This window comes from Paenibacillus sp. H1-7, from assembly GCF_022354825.1.
GTDB lineage: Bacteria > Bacillota > Bacilli > Paenibacillales > NBRC-103111 > Paenibacillus_S.
Genome location: NZ_CP031168.1, coordinates 6,282,366 through 6,304,963, shown reverse-complemented (window position 1 = coordinate 6,304,963; position 22,598 = coordinate 6,282,366). Strand labels below are relative to the sequence as shown.

Genomic DNA, 22,598 nt, shown 5'->3' with positions numbered 1-22,598 from the left:
TTTGTAAAATATTTCGCCTACGAAATAATTTCAGGGGGTTGACTACCATGAGCAGAGCTTTGCAAATTGGCAATTCTATACGAAAATTGACGAAAATTTTCAATACAATGATGGGGAAAGACTTAAAGGAGATCGGTCTGACGACTCCGCAAATTGCGACGATCGGGCAAGTATATTTCGAACGTAAGACTATCGGCCAAATTTCGGAGTGCACGCAGCTGTCTTACAGTACGGTATCGGGCATCATCGACCGCTTGGAACGGGACGGATGGCTTGAGCGGGTTCGCGATGAAACGGACCGCCGCATTGTTTGGATCAAGCGAACAAGCAAAATCGAGGCGGAAAGAGAGAAACTGCATTTTTTCCAGGAAAGCTTTTACGAAAATTTATTGGCGGATTTAAGTCCTGAGGAGCTGGACAATATCATCCGTTCATTAGAGCTGCTGACCAATTATTTAGAGAAGAAGGTTGAGGAGAAACCATGAAGAGGAAACAGGTATTGTATACCATCCTGGCCGTAGCTTTGGTTGCCGCTATCGGCGGGGGGTATTCCTACTGGTATCAAGCGCATTATTTTATCAAGACGGAGGATTCTAGAATAACTGGCGATATTTACCGCGTCATGCCGAGAATATCCGCCAAGCTTACCTCACTTGCGATTGCCGAAGGCGATACCGTCTTGTCGGATCAAATCGTAGGCCAGCAGGACAATACCAATTTGGCTACTAGCAGTCTCGATCAAGCGGCATTGCGTGCGCCTATCAACGGAACGGTAATCAAAACGATGGCGCGCGCAGGCGAAGTGGTGTCCCCCGGACAGACCATTGCCATGATCGTAGACAAGAACAAATTGTACATTTCGGCCAACATTGAAGAGGTCGATATTAACCGGGTGAAGGTCGGTCAGGTTGTTGATTTCACGGTGGATACGTTCCCTGGCTCTACGCTGAGCGGGAAAGTAACGGAAATCGGTGAAGCGACGGCGTCGACCTTTTCCCTGCTGCCTGCCACCAATACGAGCGGCAACTTTACCAAGGTAACGCAGCGCATCCCGATCAAAATTGCGATCGAAGACAATCAAGGACTCGCCATTGCACCAGGCATGAGTACTACTATTAAAATTCATTTGAAAGGGTAAGGGAGATACGACCATGAGAAAAAAACAGATGACATGGATCCCGGCGATCCTTTCTTTAGCCATAGCCGTAGCTTTGCCTGGATGCGGAGATGCCGGGAGCAATGCGGCCGGTGCGTCATCGGCGCTTTCTGTTAAAGCGATCAAGCTCGGTCAAAGCAGCGATGCGGGCTTCAGCGGCAAAATTATTCCCGATCAGGAGAATAAAATCGTAGCCAAGGCCGGCGGTAAAGTAGCGGACGTCAAGGTGGTTGAAGGAGCCGTAGTCAAAAAAGGCGATGTGCTAGTGCAGCTGGAAACCGACGACTTGACCTCGCAGGTGAAGCAGGCGGAAGCGGGCTTGATAGCCTCCAAAGCGAAGCTTGCCGATACGCAGGCGGGAGCGCGCAGCCAGGAGATTCAAGGCTTGGAGAGCGCCGTACAAAGTGCGGAAGCGGCGTTGAACCAAGTGAACGCGGGTGTGGAGCAGGCGAAATCCGGCTTCGATCTGGCGCAAAAATCGTATAACCGTTTGAGAAATATGTATGACAGCACTTCTACCGTTACTAAAGAAGATATGGATAAAGGGACGTACGAATACGAGAAAGCCAAAGCGGCTTACGATCAGGTGCAGGCGCAGCAGCAAGGAGCGGCGGCGCAAGTGACTGCAGCGAAATCGAAGCTGGAGCTGGCTAAAATTGGAGCGACGGGGAATACGATCGAAGCTCTGCAGGCCGATGTGGACCGGCTGACAGCCGGACTGGAGCTGGCCAACAATGCATTGGCCAACGCGTCTATCGTTTCTCCGATCGACGGCATAGTGTCCAAACGCAGCGTTCAGCCAGGGGAAATGGCACAGCCGGGCGTAGTGCTGCTGACGGTTGTCAAAATGGATCCTGTTCAGGTTGAATTAAGCGTGCCGGAAACGCAAATCGGCAAAATGAAAGCCGGCTCCCCGGTGGATGTCAAAGTGAGCAATCTTCCCGACAAGACATTCCAAGGGAAAATCGAGTTTGTCAGCCCGGTTTCCAATGCCAACAGCACGACCTTCCCTGTAAAAGTCAGCGTCAGCAATCCGGACGGAGCTTTGCTTGCGGGGATGCTGGCTGAGGTTCATCTGAAGGATAGTCCGCAGCAGGCGGGGCTGGAGGTGCCGAAATCGGCGCTGGTCAAGAAGGATAATAAAACCTTCGTCTATGTCATTCAGGGAGATGCCGTCAAAGCTGTAGAAGTCTCGGCAACGGACAAAAATGCGGATTGGGTTTATGTCAAAGACAATGCGAACTTGAAAGATAACGTTCAAATCGTAATTAATCCATCGGAGCAGTTGGCGGACGGCAATAAGGTGAAAGTGGAATAGGGGGCGTTATTGTGGCTGAAACAGCTATGAACACACAAGCTCCACCGGCCGATAAGGGCGAAACCAGCTTCTGGCTTCCTCTCATTGCGATCATCCTGGCTACTTTCGTTTCGGTGCTTAGCAGCAGTCTGGTGAACGTTGCCCTGCCGAAATTATCTTCGGTATTCGGAGTTCCGACATCTACAATCCAATGGGTCGTTACCGGCTTTATGCTGGCTTCCGCCGTCGTTATTCCCGCCAGCGGATTTCTCGCTTCACGGTTCGGCACCAAGTCGGTCCTGCTGCTATCCGTTATCGGATTTACTATCGGATCGCTGCTTTGCGGGATCGCCTGGAACGATTCGAGCCTGATTGCGTTCCGGATTTTTCAAGGCTTAACGGGCGGCTTTATCATGCCGGTGGGCATGACGGTCATGTATACAATCGTCCCGCGCAATCAGATCGGCTTAGCCATGGGGATCTGGGGCGTTGCGGCGATGGTTGCTCCGGCGCTGGGGCCGACGCTAGGCGGTTACTTGATCCAGTATTACAGCTGGAGGACGCTGTTCTTTCTGAATGTGCCGGTCGGAGTTGTCGCTGCTATCGCATGTTATGTTCTATTGAAAGAAAGTCCCAAAAATACGACGCTCAAGTTCGATATTTTGGGTGCGATATGCTCCGTCGTCTTCTTCGGTTCTCTGCTCCTTGCTCTTAGTAAAGGGCAAACCGAAGGATGGACTTCCTTGTATATCGTTAGTCTGTTCTATCTTTCCGCAGTCAGCCTGGCGCTCTTGATCTGGGCGGAGTTCACGGTAAAGGAGCCGCTGCTCAACCTGCGGGTGTTCAAAAATATTAAGTTCTCGGCAAGTACTTTGACGGCGGGCCTGGTCATGATGGCGATGATGGGGGGAACCTTCCTCATGCCGATTTACCTGCAAAACGTCCAGTCAATGACCGCGCTCGATTCGGGGATTTTGCTGCTGCCGCAATCGGTAGCGATGGCATTGATGATGCCGATCAGCGGGAAGCTGCTGACGAAAATGGGGATTATGCCGCTTGGTATTATCGGCTTGCTTATTCTTGGGGTGACCACGTATGAATTGCATTCATTAACAGCGGACACTTCGCATCTTTGGATCAACGTAGTACTGACGATCAGGGGATTCGGGATCGGGCTATGTATGATGCCGATTTCTACTGTCGGTATGGCTGATATACCGAAGGAACAAATTAAAGACGCTTCGCCGTTGTCCAACGTATTCCGGCAAGTTATGAGCTCGATGGGGATCGCCATATTGACCACGATCATGAGCTCGCGGCAATACTCTCACTTCTATCGCATTACCGAGAACGTACCGAGCTATTCGGATACAGCCAATCAGTTTATTTCCGGCATATCGGCTTCCCTGATCCAGGGCGGCATCGATTCGGCTACGGCGGCAGCCACAGGGGCATCCTATTTGGCCGGTCTGATGCAAAAGGAAGCGATGGTCCGCTCCATTGCGGATACGTTCTATGTTTCGGCTATACCGGCATTTATTTGTATCCCGTTAATTTTCTTATTAAGAGACAAGAAGAAAGCGGCGGACGCTCCTGCAGCGGCACCTCCGCAAGAATCGAAGGAAGCGCAAGCTTCCCCGGCCCCGGCTCCGGCAGCTGCAGGAACGGGCATCAATGTAACGGAACCCGTCAAAGCTTAAGTCACTTACAGCAGCATTTATAACAACACTTATCACGATACTGCAAACCATTCTGGAGGAAACAAACGATGAACAACGTATGGGGAAAAACAGCATTGGCCTTCACCTTAGTAATGTCCAGCGCATCATTGCCTTTGGCCTCGGTCTGGGCGGATCAACCGGCACCTGTTGCCGCAGCGAACGCTCCCGCCTATCAGCAGTTGACCGATGTGCTTCAAGTACAGGTCAAAAGCGTACTGAATGAAAAAACGTCGGACGGTGTTCGCATCGGCCTTGTGGTCAATCTAAGAAACAACAGCGCAGACCCGAAGCGGATTCCCGATTATGAGCTTCGCGCCAAAACTGCGGACGGAGCCGTGTACACGCTGGTCGGCAGCTCCTCAAACGCACGCTCCGCGCTGCCTATGTCGGATACCGAGCTGAGCTACATGGTGAAGCTGACGAATAAAGAGGCAGTTACCTTGTCCGAGCTTCAATGGGTCGATGTCGACTGGAACGTATATCCGAAGACGGAAACCGCCGTGCTGACGGTTCCGGCTTCAGGACTTGGCTGGGCAGGCAGCGACGCGGTCATTACCGATCCGGCGGCTATCAAAAACTGGGGTGAGCCGTTCGCCATCTCGTCCAGCAATCTTCCTTTGACTTATACTCCTGTCGATATGGATAAGCAAACCAATGCACAAAAGACGGTTTATGTCGTAAAAATGCTCGTGGAGAATACGGGAACAAGCACGATAACGGTGCCGGATCTCATTCTCGAAGGCAAGGACGGCATCTCTTCCTTCCAAGGCAAGCAAGTGGAGCAAGCTAAAGTAACGGTTGAACCGGGCGAGAAAAAATATGTGCATTATGCAGTAGAAACAAATCAGGATACCGTCTTGAAGAGCATCAACGTGTTGACGCCGGAGAGCTTCGTGCAAACGGACGCCAAAGGGCAGGCTGTAGCTGTCAATTACAACGTAGGACGCGTTCAAATCGTTCTGCCTGAAGGCCGGTTGTCCTCTAATCTGCAGCCGGTAACGTATAACTACAATGACAAGATTGTGTTTGATTCCATCAACAAAGCGATTCCTGCCGATGTGGACGTATCGCTGGTAGAGCTGAGCATGCATGAGAATCAAGGAATCGGCTACAAAACGGCCGTTGCCAAGTTCAAGCTGACGAACCGCAGCGATTCTCCGCTTCCGCTGCCTGCTTTCGGCACGGAGCTCGATTCGCCGCAAGGCGTTGTTTATACGGGCAGCCGTCAGGTGAACCCGCCTAAACAGCTGATGCCGAAGCTGAGCCATATTGTAACGTATTCTTTCGTCGTTCCTAATACCGAAAGCGGAGAGAACCTGGTACTCAAGCTGTCCGATATGCAAACCGCCGCTCCTTACCGGTCGGCAGTCGCCGCATTGAATGTAGCGATGCAGCCGCTGGCTGAGGCAGGGGATGTCCTGTCGTTCTATCCATTCCAGGTGAAAGTGGAAAACTGGAGCATCCAGGCTTACACCAACCTATTGAGCGCAGCCAATCCGACCTTAACGTACGGCTATAAGCTCAAAATGTTCCTGGATGTGAAGCAGACCGACGACGTCGTTGTCGATCAGGATTTCTCCAAGATGAAGGTCGCTCTTGTGGATTCAGCCGGCCGCACCCTTGCCGAGCAAAACTTGTCGTTCACCGAAACCGGCGGAATCAACCAGCTTGTTTCTGGAGAAGTTATAGTGGACTTCAACAAGGTTCGCGCCGATTATCAAGATCCTTCCTGCACCATCCAGGTGTACGAATCGATTCAAACGGAATTCGGCGAAGCCAAACGTCTTGTAGCTGTGTTCAAATAAATGATAACAGTTCCCGCATATCCGGCTCAGGAATGCGGGAACTGTCCCATTATAGACATGAGGTGTCATACGAATGGTCCAAGAACAGGATGACGCAGCAAAGCTCGCACAAGTGCAAGAAACGGCAAGGCTCGTTATGAGAAAATTAATATCTTACTGCAAGTATGTGGACCATCGCTTCTCCGGTTCGCAAGTTAGCGCTCTCGAAATGGTGGAGGCTCAGGGAGCGGTGAAGGTATCCCAATTGGCGGAATATTTGTCTTTATCGGCAAGCGCGGTGACTTTGCTGAGCGATAAGCTGATCGAATTCGGATATTTGCAAAGAGAACGGACCAAGGGTGACCGGCGTGTCGTTTGTCTTGTCATTACGGATGAGGGCAGAGCCATGCTGGAGCAGCTGCTGGCCAAAGAAACGGCGATCGTCAGCCGTTGGCTGCAGGGAATATCCATTGAGGAGTTAAGTCAATTCAACCAAGTATTACATCGGATCCGGAGCAATGTGAAAGCCGCTTCATCCGGTAAGGATACTAGCGAGAACCGTTAGTGGCTGTTGACTGTTGTTAATGGGTTTTTCCTCAAAGGAAAAATAAGGTGTATAATTTATATAAGTCACTACTTTTTATTTAGTAAACATTATGGTATACTTTGTTTTGTAAAGCCATTGTGAATCCGCTATTTATGAAGGTAGTGATTTTTTACATAACAATTGTTAAGGAATTTTTAACGAAGTTCATAAATAGTTCACGAAATGTATCACAAAATGGATTCACAGACAAGTTTAACTATGATATATTTCGTATAGAAATATTTCTTATACGAAATATATAGAGACAAAAGGAATGGAGAGAGACAAAAATGAAAAAAACCAAACTGTTATCCAAAAAAGCCATTAGCGGAAGCGTGGCAGCTGCACTGCTTCTTGGAGGCTTTGCCTGTGCTCCTGGAACGAACGCATTCGCAGCAGAAGCAGCACCGGTATCGCCTGTCGTAGCGAAATACTTGAACAACCTGATTCCTTACGCTGCCGGTGTATCCGCCAAAGACGAAGAGCATGTGAGATACGAGCTGTCCGTAGGACAAAATTTGGAGGAAGCAACCGGCCTGAGCTCCTCCGAGCTGACAGAGAAGCTGGTTAACAACTTTAACGCCTACATCGACTATACGCAAAGCGGCGCTTCTGCAGAAGAAATCCAGAAGCTGAAGAACGAAGGCGCACAGCAGATCAGCGAAGCGCTTCAAAACGGATATCATCCTGTTGAGGATGTAGCGACTGTAGATTTCAACGCCGTTATTCAACAACGTCTTAAATCGATCGTCTCCGACGTAGCAGCCGTGTCCGATGAAGATTTCGAGAATATCGAATCGCAGCTTCAAGCCGGTGCGAGCCTGGTAAGAGCATCGGGAATGCCTCAGATGGTACTGTTTGACGCTCTGAACAGCCTGATGAGCCAAAGCATCGACAATGCGGTAGGCCAATTAACGGTAGACCCTGAGAAAGTTCAACAAGCTAAGCAAGAAGCGGCTGAGAAAATCTCCGAAGCTATTACGATTGGCGGAGGTCCGGTAAGCGAGCAGGCTTCCACATCGAGCTTCGCTGGTGTAATCAAGCTGCACTTGGCTTCCTTGATCAGCGATGCCTCCAATATTGCAGATAAAGATTATAGTGAAGTATTGCTGCAAGTAAAAGACGGAGCAACGATTCCTCAAGCCGTCGGCATGTCCCAAAGCGAGCTGGCAGCAGACCTGATCTTGCTGATGAACCAAGCAATCGATTCCGCCGGATCTTCGGATTCCGCAGCTGTAGAACAGGCTAAAGCGGACGCTGCAAAGCAAATCGAAGCTGCACTATCGACTGGGGGCTACAGCGCAAGCAAGCCGGCAGAAGCTGCTGATATCAGCGCGCAAGTGCAAGATCGTTTGAAACTGGTCGTTTCGGATGCGGCAACCATCGCTGACCAAGAATTGGCCGACGTACAGGATCTGGTTAATTCAGGTGCAAGCCTGGCAGGCGCAACCGGGTTGTCCGGAGATTATCTGGTGTCTGCATTGACTGCTGTCATCGATCCATACATTAACAGTTTGACAAACGATGCCGATGCTCAAGCAAAAGCAAAAGCAGATGCTGCTGAGCAAATCAGAACGTGGGTTTACGAAGGATACGGTACTGCGAACTAATCCATAACCATCATAGGACGCGGAGGTCTTTTAATAAGATCTCCGCGTTTTTTAATATACATATTAAGTTCTAATTGGGTCTCCCTGCTAACCATACGGATTGTTGTTCTCGATGCCAAAGATCCACATTTTGGGGTAATATTATGCGCTTTTTGCAAGAAGGAATCAAATAAATGATTGAAATTGTCATTATAAACTCATATAATTATCGACATAACCATCAAGTTCGGCTTATTGGCTATTACAAACGGTAGTTGGAGTGAAGCAGACATGGGCGACCAGGAATTGTCCAAAGGGGAAGAACGGCGCAGCAAAATTTTGAATGTGCTCAAGACGCAAGGGAAAATAACAATCCAGGATATTATGGACAAATTTCATTGCTCTGAGGCGACGGCGCGCCGGGATCTCGATGTTTTGGTGAAAACCGAGGCTGTCATCCGAACGATCGGCGGCGCTCAGTTCGAAGGGATTCCCGGCATCCGGGAAGCTTCCTTTCATGAGAAAAGACAGCTTCTCTGGGTAGAGAAGGAAGCGATTGCAGCGAAGGCCGCTTCGCTGATCGAGGAAGGCGATGTCATAGGGCTGACAGGCGGTACGACCACGTATCTCATTGCCAAGGAGATTAAGGGCAGGAAGAACATCACCGTCGTCACCAATGCGGTCAATATCGCCATGGAGCTTGCCGACAGTGACGGAGTCCAGGTCGTGCTTACCGGAGGCGTCATGCGCAAGAACAGCTTTGAGCTGTGCGGCCCTTTGGCAGAGTCGATTGTCGAGAGCCTGAATATCGGGAAGATGTTTATGGGAGCGGACGGTTTTGCCTTGGAGCAGGGGGTTACGACGTATTCCGAGCTGGAGGCGCAGATCGGGCGCATGCTGATCAAACGTTCGATCCGGACGTATGCGGTCGTCGACCATTCCAAAATCGGGAGAGCTTCCTTGTTCAGCATCGCGCCTCTCACGTCGTTATACGGATGCGTGACGAACGAAGCCCCGGGTAAGGAGCTGGCTGACGCGCTGGCCCTAGCCAATGTGGAGTTATTCGTTGCGGATCAACATTACTAAGGAGCCGGGAAGGATTGGATTGAATATGAGTTATTTAATCGGTATGGATATCGGCGGAACCAATATCGTATGCGGATTGGTCGATGCCAGCGGGAAGCTGTTGAATAAAATTAAGCAATCGACGGAAGCGCATCTTGGAAGCGCGCACGTATTCGATAAGATCGACCGGATGGTGGGGGAGCTCCTTCAATCCGCTCAATTGGGCCGCGATCAAGTGGCGGCGATCGGAGTCGGCACCCCGGGCTTTATCGATCCGGCCAATGGAATAACGCTGTTTGCTAGCAATCTTCAATGGACAAACGTCCCTACGGCTGAAGAGATCCGCAAACGGACCGGCATTCCGACCTTCATCGATAACGACGTCAGGATGTACGTCTATGGCGAAGCGGTTTGCGGAGCGGCTCAAGGCTATGAGCACGTGCTGGGCATCACGATCGGTACAGGTCTCGCCGCAGCGGTGGTGAACGAAGGCAGGCTTTACTACGGCGGTGGTTATATGGCAGGGGAGCTCGGGCATATTCCTCTGGACGAAATCCCGTATACGTGCGGCTGCGGCTTAAAGGGCTGCCTGGAGACGGTTGCCTCGGCGACAGGTATCGCCAGACAGGTGCGGGAGCAGATCGCAGCAGGACGCAGCAGCATTCTTACGGAATGGCTGAACGGCGGTCCGGTCGACCGCATTACGGCAGCGGACGTCTCCAAAGCCTACGATGCCGGCGATGCGCTGGCTATCGAAGTGATGCATCATACCGGCAGGCTGCTGGGCAAAGGCTTGGCCTGCGCCGTGACGCTGTACAGCCCGGATATAATTGTTATCGGGGGCGGCGGCGCAATGGCCGGAGAACGGTTGTTTGCTCCGATGCGGGAGCAATTGAAGCAGTCGGTCTATTCCGGGTATTGGGACCGATTGACCATCTCGCAGGCGCAATGGATCGACGACGCGGGCATTATTGGAAGCGCGATGGCTGCAGGCACACGCAGCCAGCAAGGAAAGGACTAATTTCATACTTTTGGAGCCGCAGCTTAAGCTGCGGTTTTTTTGTGCAGGGACGTATCGAAGGGCATGTATAGCCTCGATATCAAATCCGATCTGCAATCGTATCGCCACCACACTGTAAGCGATAACAATTTTATATTTTTTTAGTTCGAATGATAGACGAAGTTTTCCTTAATATAGTATATTTAAAGTATTAGAAAAACTAGTACTTTTAGATCATTATTATAGATTACTTAAAAAGAATGTCATAAATACAAAAAATATGTTAAAAAACTCCTATCTTTTCTAACTCTTTTTTAACAATCAAGCGGAATAGGTGATTCATGGATGTACTATAAAGTATTGGTAGTTGAGGACGATAACATGGTAGGGGAAATGTCGACCATGTATTTATCGGAAGAAGGGTACTCCGTGAAGCGAGCCGCCGGCGGCAAGGAAGGACTGGAGTTGCTGCAGGAGTTCGATCCCGACCTCGTCATATTGGATATCATGCTGCCTGACATTAGCGGTATCGAGCTGTGCCTGGAAATCCGCAAAACATCCTGCGTGCCGATATTGGCCGTCTCCATGAAGACGGAAGTGCTGGACCGGGTCGATGCTCTGGTCGCAGGCGCAGACGATTACCTGTGTAAGCCCTTCAGTATGAGAGAGCTTACGGCGAGAGTAGCGGCATTGATCCGGCGCGCTCACATGCAGCCGCAAAGAATGGAACAGGCGGTACATAACGTTCATGCATCAGGCATGTCCGATGACGACGAGCCGATAGCGTTGGATTATGAGCGGCGGGCGATCTATGTGAACCATGCCTACGTGGATACGACGTACTCCGAATTCGAGATTATGAAGCTATTCGTTGCCAATAAGGAGAAGGTATTCAGCCGCGACGAGCTTATCAATGCATTGCGGGGAATCGATTCCTTCGTCAATGACCGGTCCATTGATGTCCATATCGCCAATCTGCGCAAGAAAATCGAATTGGACCCGAAGGAGCCCAAGCTGATCAAAACCGTCTGGGGAATCGGGTACAAATATATCGGCAACTCTTAAGGTTCAAGCCTTAGGAGTTTTTGTTTTGGATACTTATGGAGTATAAGGGGAGTCTCTGGATGAACAGCTTATCCATTCGGTCGAAAATGATGATTCTTGTATCATTAATTACTAGTATCTCGCTGTTATTTGTCGGATTCATCAATTACCGTGCCGCCAAAGATCAAATTGTCGCTTCGCTGCAGGACAACGCGAATGCCAAGGTGATGACCCGGGCCTATAATCTGTCGGCGTGGATTGAGAACCGGCTTGCGGAAGTGGAGGTCATGAGCCGGACGGAGCAGGTGCGCTTCGGAACGATGGAAGAGCGGCTCGCTTATTTGAGCAAGGAAGCGGAGCGGTCTGTCGGCAAGTTTAACTATATCGGCTTTTCCGATACGGACGGCAATCTTACGTTTACTTCCGGGGGCACGATTAATATTAGTGATGAGCCGGGATTTTACGGCGTTTTGAAGGGCCGAAGCGTCGTCTCCGATGCGTTTCAAGGAAAGAATTCCAATAACATCTTGTTCACACTACAGGTTCCTGTGTATGGAGAAAAGGACGTGGCGGGTCTTGTGAACGTATCGATTCTGGTCGAGACGGCGTTCAGCCAGCATACCGACTTCAAGGTGGGCAGCGGGGATACGACCTTGCTGTTCACGACTGACGGAACGATCATCTACCATCCGGATAAGTCGATGATCGGGCGAGCTAATATCAGGGACACGTCGATCCAAGAAATCGTCGATCAAATCATCAATCAAAGGAATGGGTATGGAGAAACGACCCATGGGGACTCCAAACAGCTTGTTTTTTACGCGGCCGTCAAAGGAACGCCTTGGATTATGGTGCATCAGGTTTCGCTGCAGGAGTTCGAGCAGCCGCTGCAGTTGCTGCAATGGAAGACGATCGTAACGATTCTTGTGACGGAAGCCGTAATGCTGCTGCTGATTACGATTCTGTTCAACCGGGAGATTAAACGGATCAGGGAAATTACATCGGTGACGTCGATCGTGGCGGAAGGGCATTTCGACTTGAGTCCGATTCCGATCCAAAATGACGATGAGATCAGCACATTGGCCCAATCGGTCAACGGCATGATGGCGCAGCTGAAGGAAATGTTCGAGCGGATGGAGGCGATCATTAACCAGAACGATTTTGCTATCATCTCACTAGACTCGAACTATACGGTCAATTACTTCAGCAAAGCGGCGGAAAAGCTGTTGGGCTACCGGGCGGAGGAAGTCTTGTACAAGGCGACGCCTCTACTGTTCCACGATCCCGATCAGCTTCGGGAGCTGGCGGAGCAGCTGACCAGACAGCTGGGAAGGCGGGTGCCGCCCGACGTGACGGTGTTCAAAGAACTAAGGAACATCGAATTTTCCTACGATCGCGATTGGGATTTCATACGTAAAGACGGGACTCGCGTAGCCGTATCCCACAACTCCAACGGATTGCGGGACCGTAACGGGCAGTTTATCGGGGTAGTGGCTATCGCCAGGGACATTACCGAGCAGAAGCGGGTACAGCAGGAGCTTGTGCTGGCTAAGCAGGAGGCGGAGGAGGCGAACCGGGCCAAAGGGGTATTCCTGGCGAGAATGAGCCACGAAATACGAACGCCGCTTAACGGCATTATCGGCTTGTCGCAGCTGATGCAGCGTACTAAGCTGAATGACGTGCAGAGCGATTACTTGCGTAACATTTTATCCTCCTCCCAGACGCTGCTGCGGATTATTAACGATATCTTGGATTTTTCCAAAATGGAGGCCGGCAAGTTCGAGCTGGAGCGGGTCGTCTTTCATCCCGAAGACATCATCCAACGGCTGAGCGAAACCGTGAGCGTCTTTCTCGGAGGCAAAGAACAGTTCGAGCTGATCATGGACATCCCGGACAATATTCCGGATGGGCTCTTGGGCGATCCGCTGCGGTTGGAGCAGGTGCTTCTGAATTTGTGCAACAATGCCATCAAATTTACCCGCCGAGGGCAGGTTATCGTCGGCATTCGGCTGATCGAGGGAAACTTGGAATCGGTCAAGCTGCAGTTTAAGGTGCAGGATACAGGCATTGGCATAGCGAAGGAGCAAATGGATAAGCTGTTCGTGCCGTTCACGCAAGCGGATGGCTCGACGAGCCGGAAATACGGCGGAAGCGGACTGGGACTTGTCATCTCGAGCTATTTGATCGATATGATGGGCGGCCATCTCGAGGTAGAGAGCGAGCCGGGAGCAGGAACTGCGTTCTGGTTTACCGTTTCGTTCGCTCGCTCGCGGCAGTCCGGGATAAGGGAGTACAAGGTGAGGGATGCCTACGCTGGAATGCAGGTATGGGTCGTAGAGGACAGCGAGGTGATGAGAGATCATCTGTGCTCTTTATTGAGCTCCTACGGTTTGGAAGGGGTTCCTGTCGCTTCGTGGAAGGAGGCCTATGCCAAAATCGAGCAGACACAGCGTACCGGCAGTGGCTGCGTACTGGCCTTGCTGGATATGGAGATGCCGGATATGTACGGCTCGGAAACCTGGGTTACCTTTCAGAAAGCGGCTGCGGAAGCCGGAATGATGACCCTCGTCATGACAACCGCCTTCGGGCGGGATGAGATGATGGGAATGCCGATCGATTACCGGCCCGACGGCATGATCGTTAAGCCATTCAGCCGGCCGGAGCTGTTCCGTGCGATTGAAGCGGTATTGGAGCGGCGCTTCATGGCGGAGCAGGGAGCGACTGCGTCAGAGGTGAGCATAAGGACAGGGATGCCGATTCCGGTGGAGAAGCGGATTTTGCTGGCGGAGGATAATGCGATCAACCAGCAGGTTGCATTCGAAATGCTTCGCTATCGCGGATATTATGTCGAGGTGGCCCAGGACGGAAGGGAGGCGCTCCGGAAGCTGGAGGACGGAGAGTGGGATTTGGTGCTGATGGACATCCACATGCCGGAAATGGACGGAATCGAAGCGACGAAGCGGATTCGCAGCGACTCCCGTTACGACGGGCTTCCTATCATCGCGATGACGGCGAATGTTATCCGCGACGATCATGAAATGTATTTGAGTATCGGGATGGACGATATTATCACGAAGCCGCTCGAGGCGGAGCCGATGTTCGCCACGATCCGCAAGTGGCTTGGCGTATCGGGCAGCGGGCACGCCGCCAGTGCAGACAAGCCGGATGGCGATGAGCCGATCCTGCAGCTAGAGGGGATCGATGTGCGCAAAGCGCTGGCACGGCTTAATGGAAGAACGCCTATATTGCTGCAAATGGTCAAAACATTCGAGCGGGACTATCATGATTTCTCCATACAGCTGCGGCAGGCACTTGAGAAGGACAATCCTATCGAGGCGCACCGGCTCGCACATACGCTTAAAGGTGCAGCCGGCAACTTATCGGCGGCCGAGCTGTATGTGGCGGCAGGGCAGGTGGAATCCATGATTAAAGATACGGAAGGGGCGGACCTGCCGGCCCTGGATCTGGCTCTGGATGAGCTGGAGCATACCTTGAAGCAGCTGCTTGCTTCGATTCGTCAGTTGGAATAGTTATTGTTTCTGCTATAGACAACTCTCCATGCATCGCGGTCTTTCTGAGCATAAGATACGATAAAGTGCTTTGTCGACCTTGTTTATCAGCGGAGCTTTAATTGATCATGGAGGGATGAAACGTTGAGCTATTACAGCCAATTCGGCCAAGATAAATATTTGAACGAGCTCGTATTCGAGGGGAAGTGCGGAGGATATTTTGTAGATATCGGAGCATATGATGGGGTGACTTTCAGCAATAGCTATTTTTTTGAAAAGCAAATGGGATGGAACGGAATTTGTGTAGAACCAATGCCTCATATATATAACCAGCTCATTCGTAACCGCAAGTGCGTATGTATTGAAGGGGCCATAGCAGGGGAGGAGAGAGAGCAGGATTTTCTCGTAGCGAAAGGCGTAGAAATGCTGAGCGGCCTGGTTGATAGCTATGACATACGCCACCTGAATTTAATAGACAGCTATAAGGGCGAGAAGGAAATCATCCGTGTTAACACGTTCAAGCTGCAGTCCATCCTTGATAACAATCAAATCAAGCATATTGATTTTTGCAGTATCGATACCGAAGGCTCCGAGTTGAAGGTGATACAGTCTATCGATTTGGATAAAGTGGACGTGCGTTGCTTCGTAGTTGAGAATAACTATCATGATTCCGTCTTGAGAGAATACTTATTGTCTCGAAATTACTCGCTTGTCGAGCGTATTGTCGTAGATGATATTTTTGTAAAAAACGGGTAGTAGGCTGCCGACCGAGATGAAGCCATATTGTTTGTTCATATAGCAGTTCCTTGATCCGACTTGCTGAATAAATGACCATTCGTTCCCTGTGGAATGAATTGGTCTTTTTTTTGTATAAATAGGAACGTGTGATCGCATTGATAAAAGGTAGTCTATAGCAAAAACGACATTTGCCTCATATATAAATAGACTGGATCGTATGTCCCGGCAAGCGATGCCAAGCCTATTTTTCGTAAACTTCTGACCTGTATCCCGTCTTGCGCATATGTTACACAAGAGGTTATTGCAAAGGGGATAAGGACAAACAATATCGCAGGGCGGTGCTGAATCAATGAAAGTATGGATCCATAAAGCAGTGGATAAAAATAAAAAAAAAGCAGTCCGAACTAAAAAGACGGCAAAAAGCAAAAAGAAGGTAAAGGCAGCCAAAACGGTGAAAAGCGAGCAAACGAAGGCTCGCAGCAGCAAGGCGAAAAAGACTAAAAAAAGCACTACAAAAACACGTCCGGGAAAAACTCACAGGCTTGCCTACAATAAAGCTTTTGACGCAAGCTATGATGAAGGCTTTCGGGCGGGCTATGCCAAAGGATTGCAGGAAGGGCAAGCTCAATAACAAAATGGATATGAACCGGGCGAGCAGCTCCCCCAGGTTTTCTCCCCCTAAGACGTCGAAAGACGTCTTTTCTCTTACATTTGTACGTATACACAGGTACAAGTGACGTTCCGATGTACTTGCCCATCTAATATATTGTAGTACTTACCCGACGAGCATCTAAGTCGCGGGATTCCTTAAGAGAGAGGCAAAACTATGTCCGAACCTATTAGTCCTTGCGGAGGGCCATCCCCTAATGAAAGTAGCTCTTTGCTTTGAGAGTACTAGTCATAGGCGGCGATGAAATAGTCGGTCATCTCCTTATTCCTTACCTGCTTGAACGAACCCCCTATGAAGTTTTTTGTACGACGCGTCAAAAAAGCCTGCTGCCCAAAGGCTTGTACCTTGATGCCAATGATGATGTGATGGTCGAAAAGCTGATCGACATCGTGGCTCCCGACGTTATTGTGAACGGTACAAGTATTGTTAACGACATGGCGCGTCAGCGTGAAGTGGAGGCTTATCGGATCAACGGACTGCTGCCTCACCAGCTGGTGAGGCTGGCCAATCGACATAATATTCGATTGATTCATATGAGCACCGACGGTGTGTTTTCAGGTCAACGGGGCCTTTACGAGGAACGTCACATCCCGGAAGGAACATCGGTCTACGCCAAAACCAAAGCGCTTGGAGAGATAAACCAATCGCGGCATATAACGATCCGCACCTCTTTGATTGGTCCTGAACCCGATGCTGCAGGAATCGGGCTGCTGGACTGGTTTTTACGGCAGAAGGGCGATATCAGAGGCTTCGTTAATGTCATGTGGAATGGTGTGACGTCGCTGGAACTTGCCAAATTCATTCATTTTACACTGGAGCAGGGCAAGCATTTAAGCGGAATCGTCCATCTCACCTCGCCTGAGATCATTAGCAAGTATGATTTGCTTCTCATGCTGCAGCAATTATTCCACCGAAACGAGATCCGAATCCATCCTTATGACGGCATTGAGCTGGATCGAACGCTGAAGTGCACCCGGCAGGATATCGATTACGAGGTTCCGTCCTATGCCTCTATGCTGTCGGAACTGCTCGAGTTTATGCGGATTGCGTGGTAAAGGAGGATAGGCCAATGAAAATCATTATTATGGCAGGAGGCCAAGGAACGCGGTTTTGGCCCAGAAGCGTCAAGCAGAAGCCGAAGCAATTTCTGTCCCTGACTTCTACGGAGACGATGCTGCAGCAGTCGGTTCGCAGGTTTGCGCAGTTCCTGCCCTTGACATCCATCTATGTGCTGACGACTCGACAATACAGCCCGATGGTCTTCGAGCAGCTTCCTGAATTGAAGCAGGAGCAGATTTTGCTGGAGCCCGAACCGAGAGATACGGGGCCATGCATCGCACTGGCTGCCCTGCACTTTCTCTCTGGCGGAAATGACGAGGTATTGGTAACGACGCCCTCGGATCAATATATTCCTGATGCCCAGGCCCTATGGGAGGCGCTACTTCAAGCGGAGCAAATCGCGCAAAAAGGCCGCTCGATCGTGACGCTGGGCATCGTGCCTACCCGGCCAGAAACAGGGTATGGTTATATCGAAACGGAGGAACCCGATGGAGAAGGCGGCGTCGTTGTAGCTAAAGCATTTATCGAGAAACCGCACCTTGAGAAGGCGAAGCAGCTGATTCAGCAAAAAAACATGTACTGGAACAGCGGTATTTTTATATGGAAGCCATCGACGATTAAGCATTATATGATGCTGTATCAACGAGAAATGTGGACCCGGCTGGAAGGCTGCGGCGGACAATGGGAGCAAGTATATCATCAGCTGCCCAAAATTTCCATCGATTACGCCATATTGGAGAAGGCTTCGATGATTTATACGATTCCGGTTACGTTCGAATGGGACGACGTAGGAATCTGGACATCGCTGGAAAGAGTTTTTGGAACCGATTCGGAAGGAAACATCATGATGGGGGACGTCAACTCCATGTTGACGAACAACAGCATTATCTATACGGAACATCAAAAAGCGATTGTTATCGGAATTCAGGATGTCATTATTGTTTCTACGGCCGATGGTCTGCTGGTTTGCCATAAATCCCAGGAGCAGCATATCAAAACGATGCTGAAACAACTGGAAGACTAAAGGAGGATCCTACTTCTATGAAAGTGCTAGTAACCGGAATAACCGGATTTGTCGGCAGCCATATGGCTGAATTTCTGCTGGATCAGCAAGTGGAAGTTACCGGTACGATCCGTCAAAGAAGCCGATTGGACCATATCAAGCATTTAAAGGATATCCGGCTGGTCGAGTGCGAGCTTAGGGACCCGTTCTCTGTGGAAAGCTTGATTGAAGAAGTAAAACCGGATCTAATATTCCATTTGGCCGCACAAAGCTTTGTTCCGACTTCCTGGAATTCGCCGATGGACACGATCTATAACAATGTCTCCAGTCAAGTCAATATTTTTGAAGCGGTGCGGCGCATCCACCCGGACTGCAAAATCCAGATCGCTTGCTCCAGCGAAGAATACGGTCATGTCGAGCCGCACGAGGTTCCTATCAAGGAAACGAATCCGCTGCGTCCCTTGAGTCCTTATGCAGTTAGCAAGGTGACCCAAGAGGTTCTAGGCTATCAGTATAATAAAAGCTACGGGCTGCATGTCGTGCTGACACGGACATTCAATCATACGGGACCTCGACGCGGTGAGAACTTCGTTACGTCCAATTTTTCCAAGCAAATCGCAGAGATTGAGAAAGGCAAACAGCCTCCTGTGCTGTACGTGGGCAACCTGCAGGCCAAACGGGACTTTACCGACGTGCGGGATATCGTGAGGGCTTACTGGCTTGCTGTTCACCATGGAGTTTCCGGGGAGACCTATAATATTGCATCCGGCACCTGTTGGAGGATAGAGGAAGTGCTGAACAAGCTGCTGGCCTTAAGCTCGGTGGATATCGAAGTCAAGGAGGACCCTCAACGGCTGCGGCCTTCCGATGTCGAAATATTGCTTGGGGATTACTCCAAGTTTCATAAGCAGACCGGCTGGAAGCCGGAAATTCCGTTTGACCAAACGTTAAAGGATCTTTTGAACTATTGGAGAGCTCAGCCATAATAGAGCCAAATAACGTTATCGGAGCGAGGGTTCCCTCAGGGGGACCTCTGCTTGTTTGGAGAAGGAGGGATATCGTACAGTGAGCGATCAGCAAGGAATGGCAGAGGGTATTGAAAATGAAACTATGAATGAGCAGTTTTCATTCGAAGATGAACCGGAAATGCAAGCTGCCCCCCCGAAGCCAACGAGGAAAAAGAAGCTAAAGCGCGGCACTACCAAGGCAAAGCGTGCGGTAGTTAAGGACGTTAAAAAGAAAGCTAATCCCGAGCAAACGAAAGTAACTAAAAAAAATACGGGTAACAAAAAAAGTGATCCTTCTGTTAAGAAAAAACAACCTGTAAAAAAACAGACCAAATCCGTAATAAAGAAAGCCGCACGGAGGGTTGTCAAGCTTAGAAGGAGAAAATCAGCTTATCCTAGGGGAGTTAATCTGATCGGCTTCATTCGGGCTGAAACGGGGATTGGAGAGTCTGTCCGGCTCGCTGCAAGATCATTGATCAATACGGACATTCCTTTCGGCACTATCAATTATCCGGAGCAGCACGATTTCCGTGAAGATGACACGACCTGGGCGCATATGGAAATGAAGAGCGCGGTATACAAGGTGAATCTATTCCACATTAACGGAGACAGGATCAAGCCGGCTGCGGCGTATTTCGGTCCTCGCATCACCAGGGACAGATACAATATAGGCTACTGGCATTGGGAGCTGCCTGATTATCCGCAGTCTCACTGTGCCGGCTTCGATGTAGTACAAGAGGTTTGGGTTCCTTCCAACTTTGTACTAAACAGCATTTCCACGAAGTCCAAAGTACCTGTGGTGCGTATACCGCATGGGATTCAAGTCCCTGTACCGCTTGGATTGAACAGGGACAGCTTCGGGCTGCCGAATGACCGTTACCTGTTTTGTGCGATGGCGGACTCACAAAGCTACCAAAAGCGTAAAAATCCTCTGGGAGCCATCGAGGCCTTTAAACGGGCATTTGCAGGCGAAGACCCACGAGTCGGACTGGTCATCAAATTGAACAATGCGCAGTCAAATCCGGAGGAGACGGCAGCGCTGCAGCAGGCAGCGGCAGGGCACGCGAACATTTATATTATCGACCAGACGCTGACGCGCGAGGAGGTCAATGCGTTAATCAGCAGCATTGATTGTTTCGTCTCGCTTCATCGTGCGGAAGGCTTTGGCCTGCCCCTGGCGGAAGCGATGTATTTGGGCAAGCCGGTGGTCGGAACGAACTGGTCAGGGAATACGGATTTCATGCATCCGGGCAATTCCTGTGCCGTTAATTACGAGCTAGTAGATGTAGGGGAGTATTGGGGGCCGTATGATGCACATCAAAAATGGGCTGAGCCGGATATTGACCATGCATCGGAGTTTATGCGCAAGCTGATTATTCAGCCCGATTGGGCAAGAAGAATTGCTTTAGCCGGTCAGAAAACCATTCATTCCTACTACTCGCCTTATCATGTCGGACAGCTGATAAAGCAGCGGCTAAGGCTTCTGGGATTCAAATAACATGTTCTAAAAGAGAAAAAACTCGACCAGCAGGCTGGCCGAGTTTTTTGTGCTTAACGTTATGCAGAGGAATTGTGGCGTTTCACAGGCCGGTTCCTCCGCACATGAAGCTTCCGGTTAAGCCATGGCTTTGCCGGCTTGCCGTATCGTCTTCTCCGAAGCTTCACTCCGATCATTTTGACTGCGATTTGCCTCTGATACTTGCTGAAGGCTTCGATTTGTTCAGCGAGCCCTTTGGCCACCATCTGCGAGCTTCCCGCCACATCCGCCATGCTCTCCAGGATAACGGCCAAAGCGCGTTGGCTTCGGGCCAAGGAGTTCAATATATGCAGCTTCATCCTCACTTCCTGCTCGTGCCACTTCATCTGGAGCATCCTCCCATAAAATCGTTGTATTATCCGGAGATGCCCCCGTTGTCGGCTTCGCCATCGTCAAGAATAGCTTGCAGGTTTTTGGTGAGTGCTTGCTCCATCTTTGTCAAACCGTCGATAACTTCAATCAGCTGCTCGTGAATTTCCAAGCACTTCTTCACCTGATCGTTATGGTCACCCAAGTGCTCTGCGGCCAAGTGATTACAGATCCAGCGGCAGGCACGGGTCGTTTCGAACGATTTGGCCTCCAAAATTAAATAGACGTTTTTCTGAAAGCTGACTGCGGACACCAGCAGCTTATGGTAAGAACTCGTTCTGCTCAAAGCTAGCCCCTCGCCTCCATCAATAGTTTCAATCTATTCTTCACCGTCCGGCTTTTCTACCTCTTTAAGCACGAGCATGAGATTATCGGCCAATGTGTCTTCCAAATCAGCCAGACTGTTCAAATATGCGGCCATACTCTTCGTTACATTGAGCGCGTTGTCCGTTAACGTTTCAATATCTCCAAAAGAAGGATTATCATGCGGGATATCGTGGATGATTCCTGCAGCATGAAGGATGATATGACGCTGCGATTCCAATATTTTTGCCATTTCCGTCTGCGAGTTCGCCATATGCTCAATAATTTGGGTGAGCTGCTTTTGCATTTCTCAATCCTCCTTTCCGTATTGATTTTCACCATAACATATGCCATTCGCCTTCTATGAATCACGGCATTTGCCCAGGAGGCGGGGGAAGGAAGGGGGAGGCATCCTCCTTAATTGAAGCTCAAATAAAGGTGCGCGGGTGTACTCCCCACTTTGCAATGAACTGCGCGTAATTTCGATGAAGCAATTGTCTTACGGCTTTCCTCCCTTTTTTTCTAAAGCTTCCGCCTCCTTTGTGATAAATAAACGCATCCCCGGCTACCATCAGGCGAAAACCTTCAAGCCGCGCACGATAGCAGTAATCGTCATCCTCCACATACCCTGGCGAGAATCGTTCGTCCATCAGCCCGACACGGTCCATCAGCTCCCGCTTGAACAAGAAGCATAGCCCGACGATGCGATCCACCTGATGCCATTTGGAAGCATCGGGGTCATTGTACCTTGCCGCCATCTCATTTAGGGATGTGAAAGGCTCCTTGATCTTCTGTTTACCGGTCGCATAGTTGGTTACAGGGCCGACAATGCCGATATCAGCCGAGCTGTACAAGCATCTCAGCATATTGTCGAGCCAATTGCGCGTAAGCAGCGTATCGTTGTTCAGCAGCAACAGCGAGTCTCCGACAGCCATCTTAAGACCGTAGTTGCAAGCAGCCGGAAATCCGCAGTTCGTCGGCAATGAAATAAGCTTGAGCTTCTGCTGCTCGCAGTATTCGATGGAACCGTCGTCCGATCCGTTATCGACAACGATGATTTCGTAAGGGGATGATGTATGGATTAGAATAGATTCTACACAAGGCTTCAAGTACTTAATTCCGTTGTAATTAGGTATGATAATGCTGGTCAACCGCATGCTA

General features: G+C 50.2%; 21 protein-coding genes. 17 read left to right on the top strand and 4 right to left on the bottom strand.

Going from position 1 to position 22,598, the window contains the following annotated elements:
* Positions 1-47: 47 nt before the first annotated feature.
* The 17 genes from DVH26_RS27905 (at position 48) to DVH26_RS27825 (ending at position 20,726) form a co-directional block, all read left to right on the top strand.
* A complete protein-coding gene (locus DVH26_RS27905; protein WP_239627847.1) occupies positions 48-485 on the top strand; it encodes a MarR family winged helix-turn-helix transcriptional regulator in 438 nt (145 codons plus the stop codon).
* On the top strand, positions 482-1,138 hold the full coding sequence (locus tag DVH26_RS27900) for an HlyD family secretion protein (RefSeq protein ID WP_239627845.1): 657 nt from the start codon (positions 482-484) through the stop codon (positions 1,136-1,138). The genes DVH26_RS27905 and DVH26_RS27900 overlap by 4 nt, the downstream gene beginning before the upstream one ends.
* 13 nt (positions 1,139-1,151) lie before the next feature.
* On the top strand, positions 1,152-2,474 hold the full coding sequence (locus DVH26_RS27895; RefSeq protein ID WP_239627843.1) for an efflux RND transporter periplasmic adaptor subunit: 1,323 nt from the start codon (positions 1,152-1,154) through the stop codon (positions 2,472-2,474).
* 26 nt (positions 2,475-2,500) lie between these two features.
* Entirely contained in the window at positions 2,501-4,153 is a 1,653-nt protein-coding gene (locus DVH26_RS27890; protein ID WP_239635506.1) for a DHA2 family efflux MFS transporter permease subunit, read from the top strand.
* Positions 4,154-4,221: 68 nt separating this feature from the next.
* On the top strand, positions 4,222-5,979 hold the full coding sequence (locus tag DVH26_RS27885) for a hypothetical protein (RefSeq protein ID WP_239627841.1): 1,758 nt from the start codon (positions 4,222-4,224) through the stop codon (positions 5,977-5,979).
* A gap of 73 nt (positions 5,980-6,052) precedes the next feature.
* Positions 6,053-6,523: a MarR family winged helix-turn-helix transcriptional regulator gene (locus DVH26_RS27880; protein ID WP_239627839.1), complete on the top strand. Its 471-nt coding sequence runs from the start codon at positions 6,053-6,055 to the stop codon at positions 6,521-6,523.
* A 311-nt stretch (positions 6,524-6,834) separates the two neighbouring features.
* A complete protein-coding gene (locus DVH26_RS27875) occupies positions 6,835-8,154 on the top strand; it encodes a hypothetical protein (protein ID WP_239627837.1) in 1,320 nt (439 codons plus the stop codon).
* A gap of 270 nt (positions 8,155-8,424) precedes the next feature.
* The gene (locus DVH26_RS27870) at positions 8,425-9,219 is read left to right on the top strand and encodes a DeoR/GlpR family DNA-binding transcription regulator (RefSeq protein WP_239627835.1); all 795 of its coding nucleotides are present in this window, start codon (positions 8,425-8,427) and stop codon (positions 9,217-9,219) included.
* A gap of 25 nt (positions 9,220-9,244) precedes the next feature.
* A complete protein-coding gene (locus DVH26_RS27865) occupies positions 9,245-10,219 on the top strand; it encodes an ROK family protein (RefSeq protein ID WP_239627833.1) in 975 nt (324 codons plus the stop codon).
* Between the two features lie 324 nt (positions 10,220-10,543).
* Complete coding sequence (locus DVH26_RS27860; RefSeq protein ID WP_239627831.1) at positions 10,544-11,263, top strand: response regulator transcription factor; 720 nt, start codon at positions 10,544-10,546, stop codon at positions 11,261-11,263.
* Positions 11,264-11,322: 59 nt separating this feature from the next.
* Positions 11,323-14,772, top strand: a complete 3,450-nt coding sequence (locus DVH26_RS27855) for a response regulator (protein ID WP_239627829.1) — start codon at positions 11,323-11,325, stop codon at positions 14,770-14,772.
* A 123-nt stretch (positions 14,773-14,895) separates the two neighbouring features.
* Complete coding sequence (locus DVH26_RS27850; protein WP_239627826.1) at positions 14,896-15,507, top strand: FkbM family methyltransferase; 612 nt, start codon at positions 14,896-14,898, stop codon at positions 15,505-15,507.
* Between the two features lie 331 nt (positions 15,508-15,838).
* Positions 15,839-16,120, top strand: a complete 282-nt coding sequence (locus DVH26_RS27845; RefSeq protein ID WP_239627824.1) for a hypothetical protein — start codon at positions 15,839-15,841, stop codon at positions 16,118-16,120.
* Positions 16,121-16,374: 254 nt separating this feature from the next.
* A complete protein-coding gene (locus DVH26_RS27840; protein WP_239627821.1) occupies positions 16,375-17,214 on the top strand; it encodes a dTDP-4-dehydrorhamnose reductase family protein in 840 nt (279 codons plus the stop codon).
* 14 nt (positions 17,215-17,228) lie between these two features.
* The gene (locus tag DVH26_RS27835; RefSeq protein ID WP_239627819.1) at positions 17,229-18,242 is read left to right on the top strand and encodes a mannose-1-phosphate guanylyltransferase; all 1,014 of its coding nucleotides are present in this window, start codon (positions 17,229-17,231) and stop codon (positions 18,240-18,242) included.
* A 17-nt stretch (positions 18,243-18,259) separates the two neighbouring features.
* On the top strand, positions 18,260-19,207 hold the full coding sequence (locus DVH26_RS27830; protein WP_239627816.1) for a GDP-mannose 4,6-dehydratase: 948 nt from the start codon (positions 18,260-18,262) through the stop codon (positions 19,205-19,207).
* 79 nt (positions 19,208-19,286) lie between these two features.
* Entirely contained in the window at positions 19,287-20,726 is a 1,440-nt protein-coding gene (locus DVH26_RS27825) for a glycosyltransferase family 4 protein (protein ID WP_239627814.1), read from the top strand.
* 59 nt (positions 20,727-20,785) lie between these two features.
* Here the strand turns inward: DVH26_RS27825 and DVH26_RS27820 are convergent, their stop codons facing one another.
* The 4 genes from DVH26_RS27820 to DVH26_RS27805 all read right to left on the bottom strand — a co-directional run bounded on the left by DVH26_RS27820 (position 20,786) and on the right by DVH26_RS27805 (position 22,594).
* Entirely contained in the window at positions 20,786-21,091 is a 306-nt protein-coding gene (locus tag DVH26_RS27820; RefSeq protein WP_239627811.1) for a hypothetical protein, read from the bottom strand.
* 29 nt (positions 21,092-21,120) lie between these two features.
* Positions 21,121-21,420 (bottom strand): alpha-helical endospore appendage domain-containing protein, encoded by a 300-nt coding sequence (locus tag DVH26_RS27815; protein ID WP_239627809.1) that lies wholly within the window; start codon positions 21,418-21,420, stop codon positions 21,121-21,123.
* Between the two features lie 33 nt (positions 21,421-21,453).
* Positions 21,454-21,744 (bottom strand): nucleoside-diphosphate sugar epimerase, encoded by a 291-nt coding sequence (locus tag DVH26_RS27810; protein WP_239627806.1) that lies wholly within the window; start codon positions 21,742-21,744, stop codon positions 21,454-21,456.
* 121 nt (positions 21,745-21,865) lie between these two features.
* Positions 21,866-22,594: a glycosyltransferase family 2 protein gene (locus DVH26_RS27805; RefSeq protein WP_239627803.1), complete on the bottom strand. Its 729-nt coding sequence runs from the start codon at positions 22,592-22,594 to the stop codon at positions 21,866-21,868.
* Positions 22,595-22,598 lie beyond the last annotated feature (4 nt).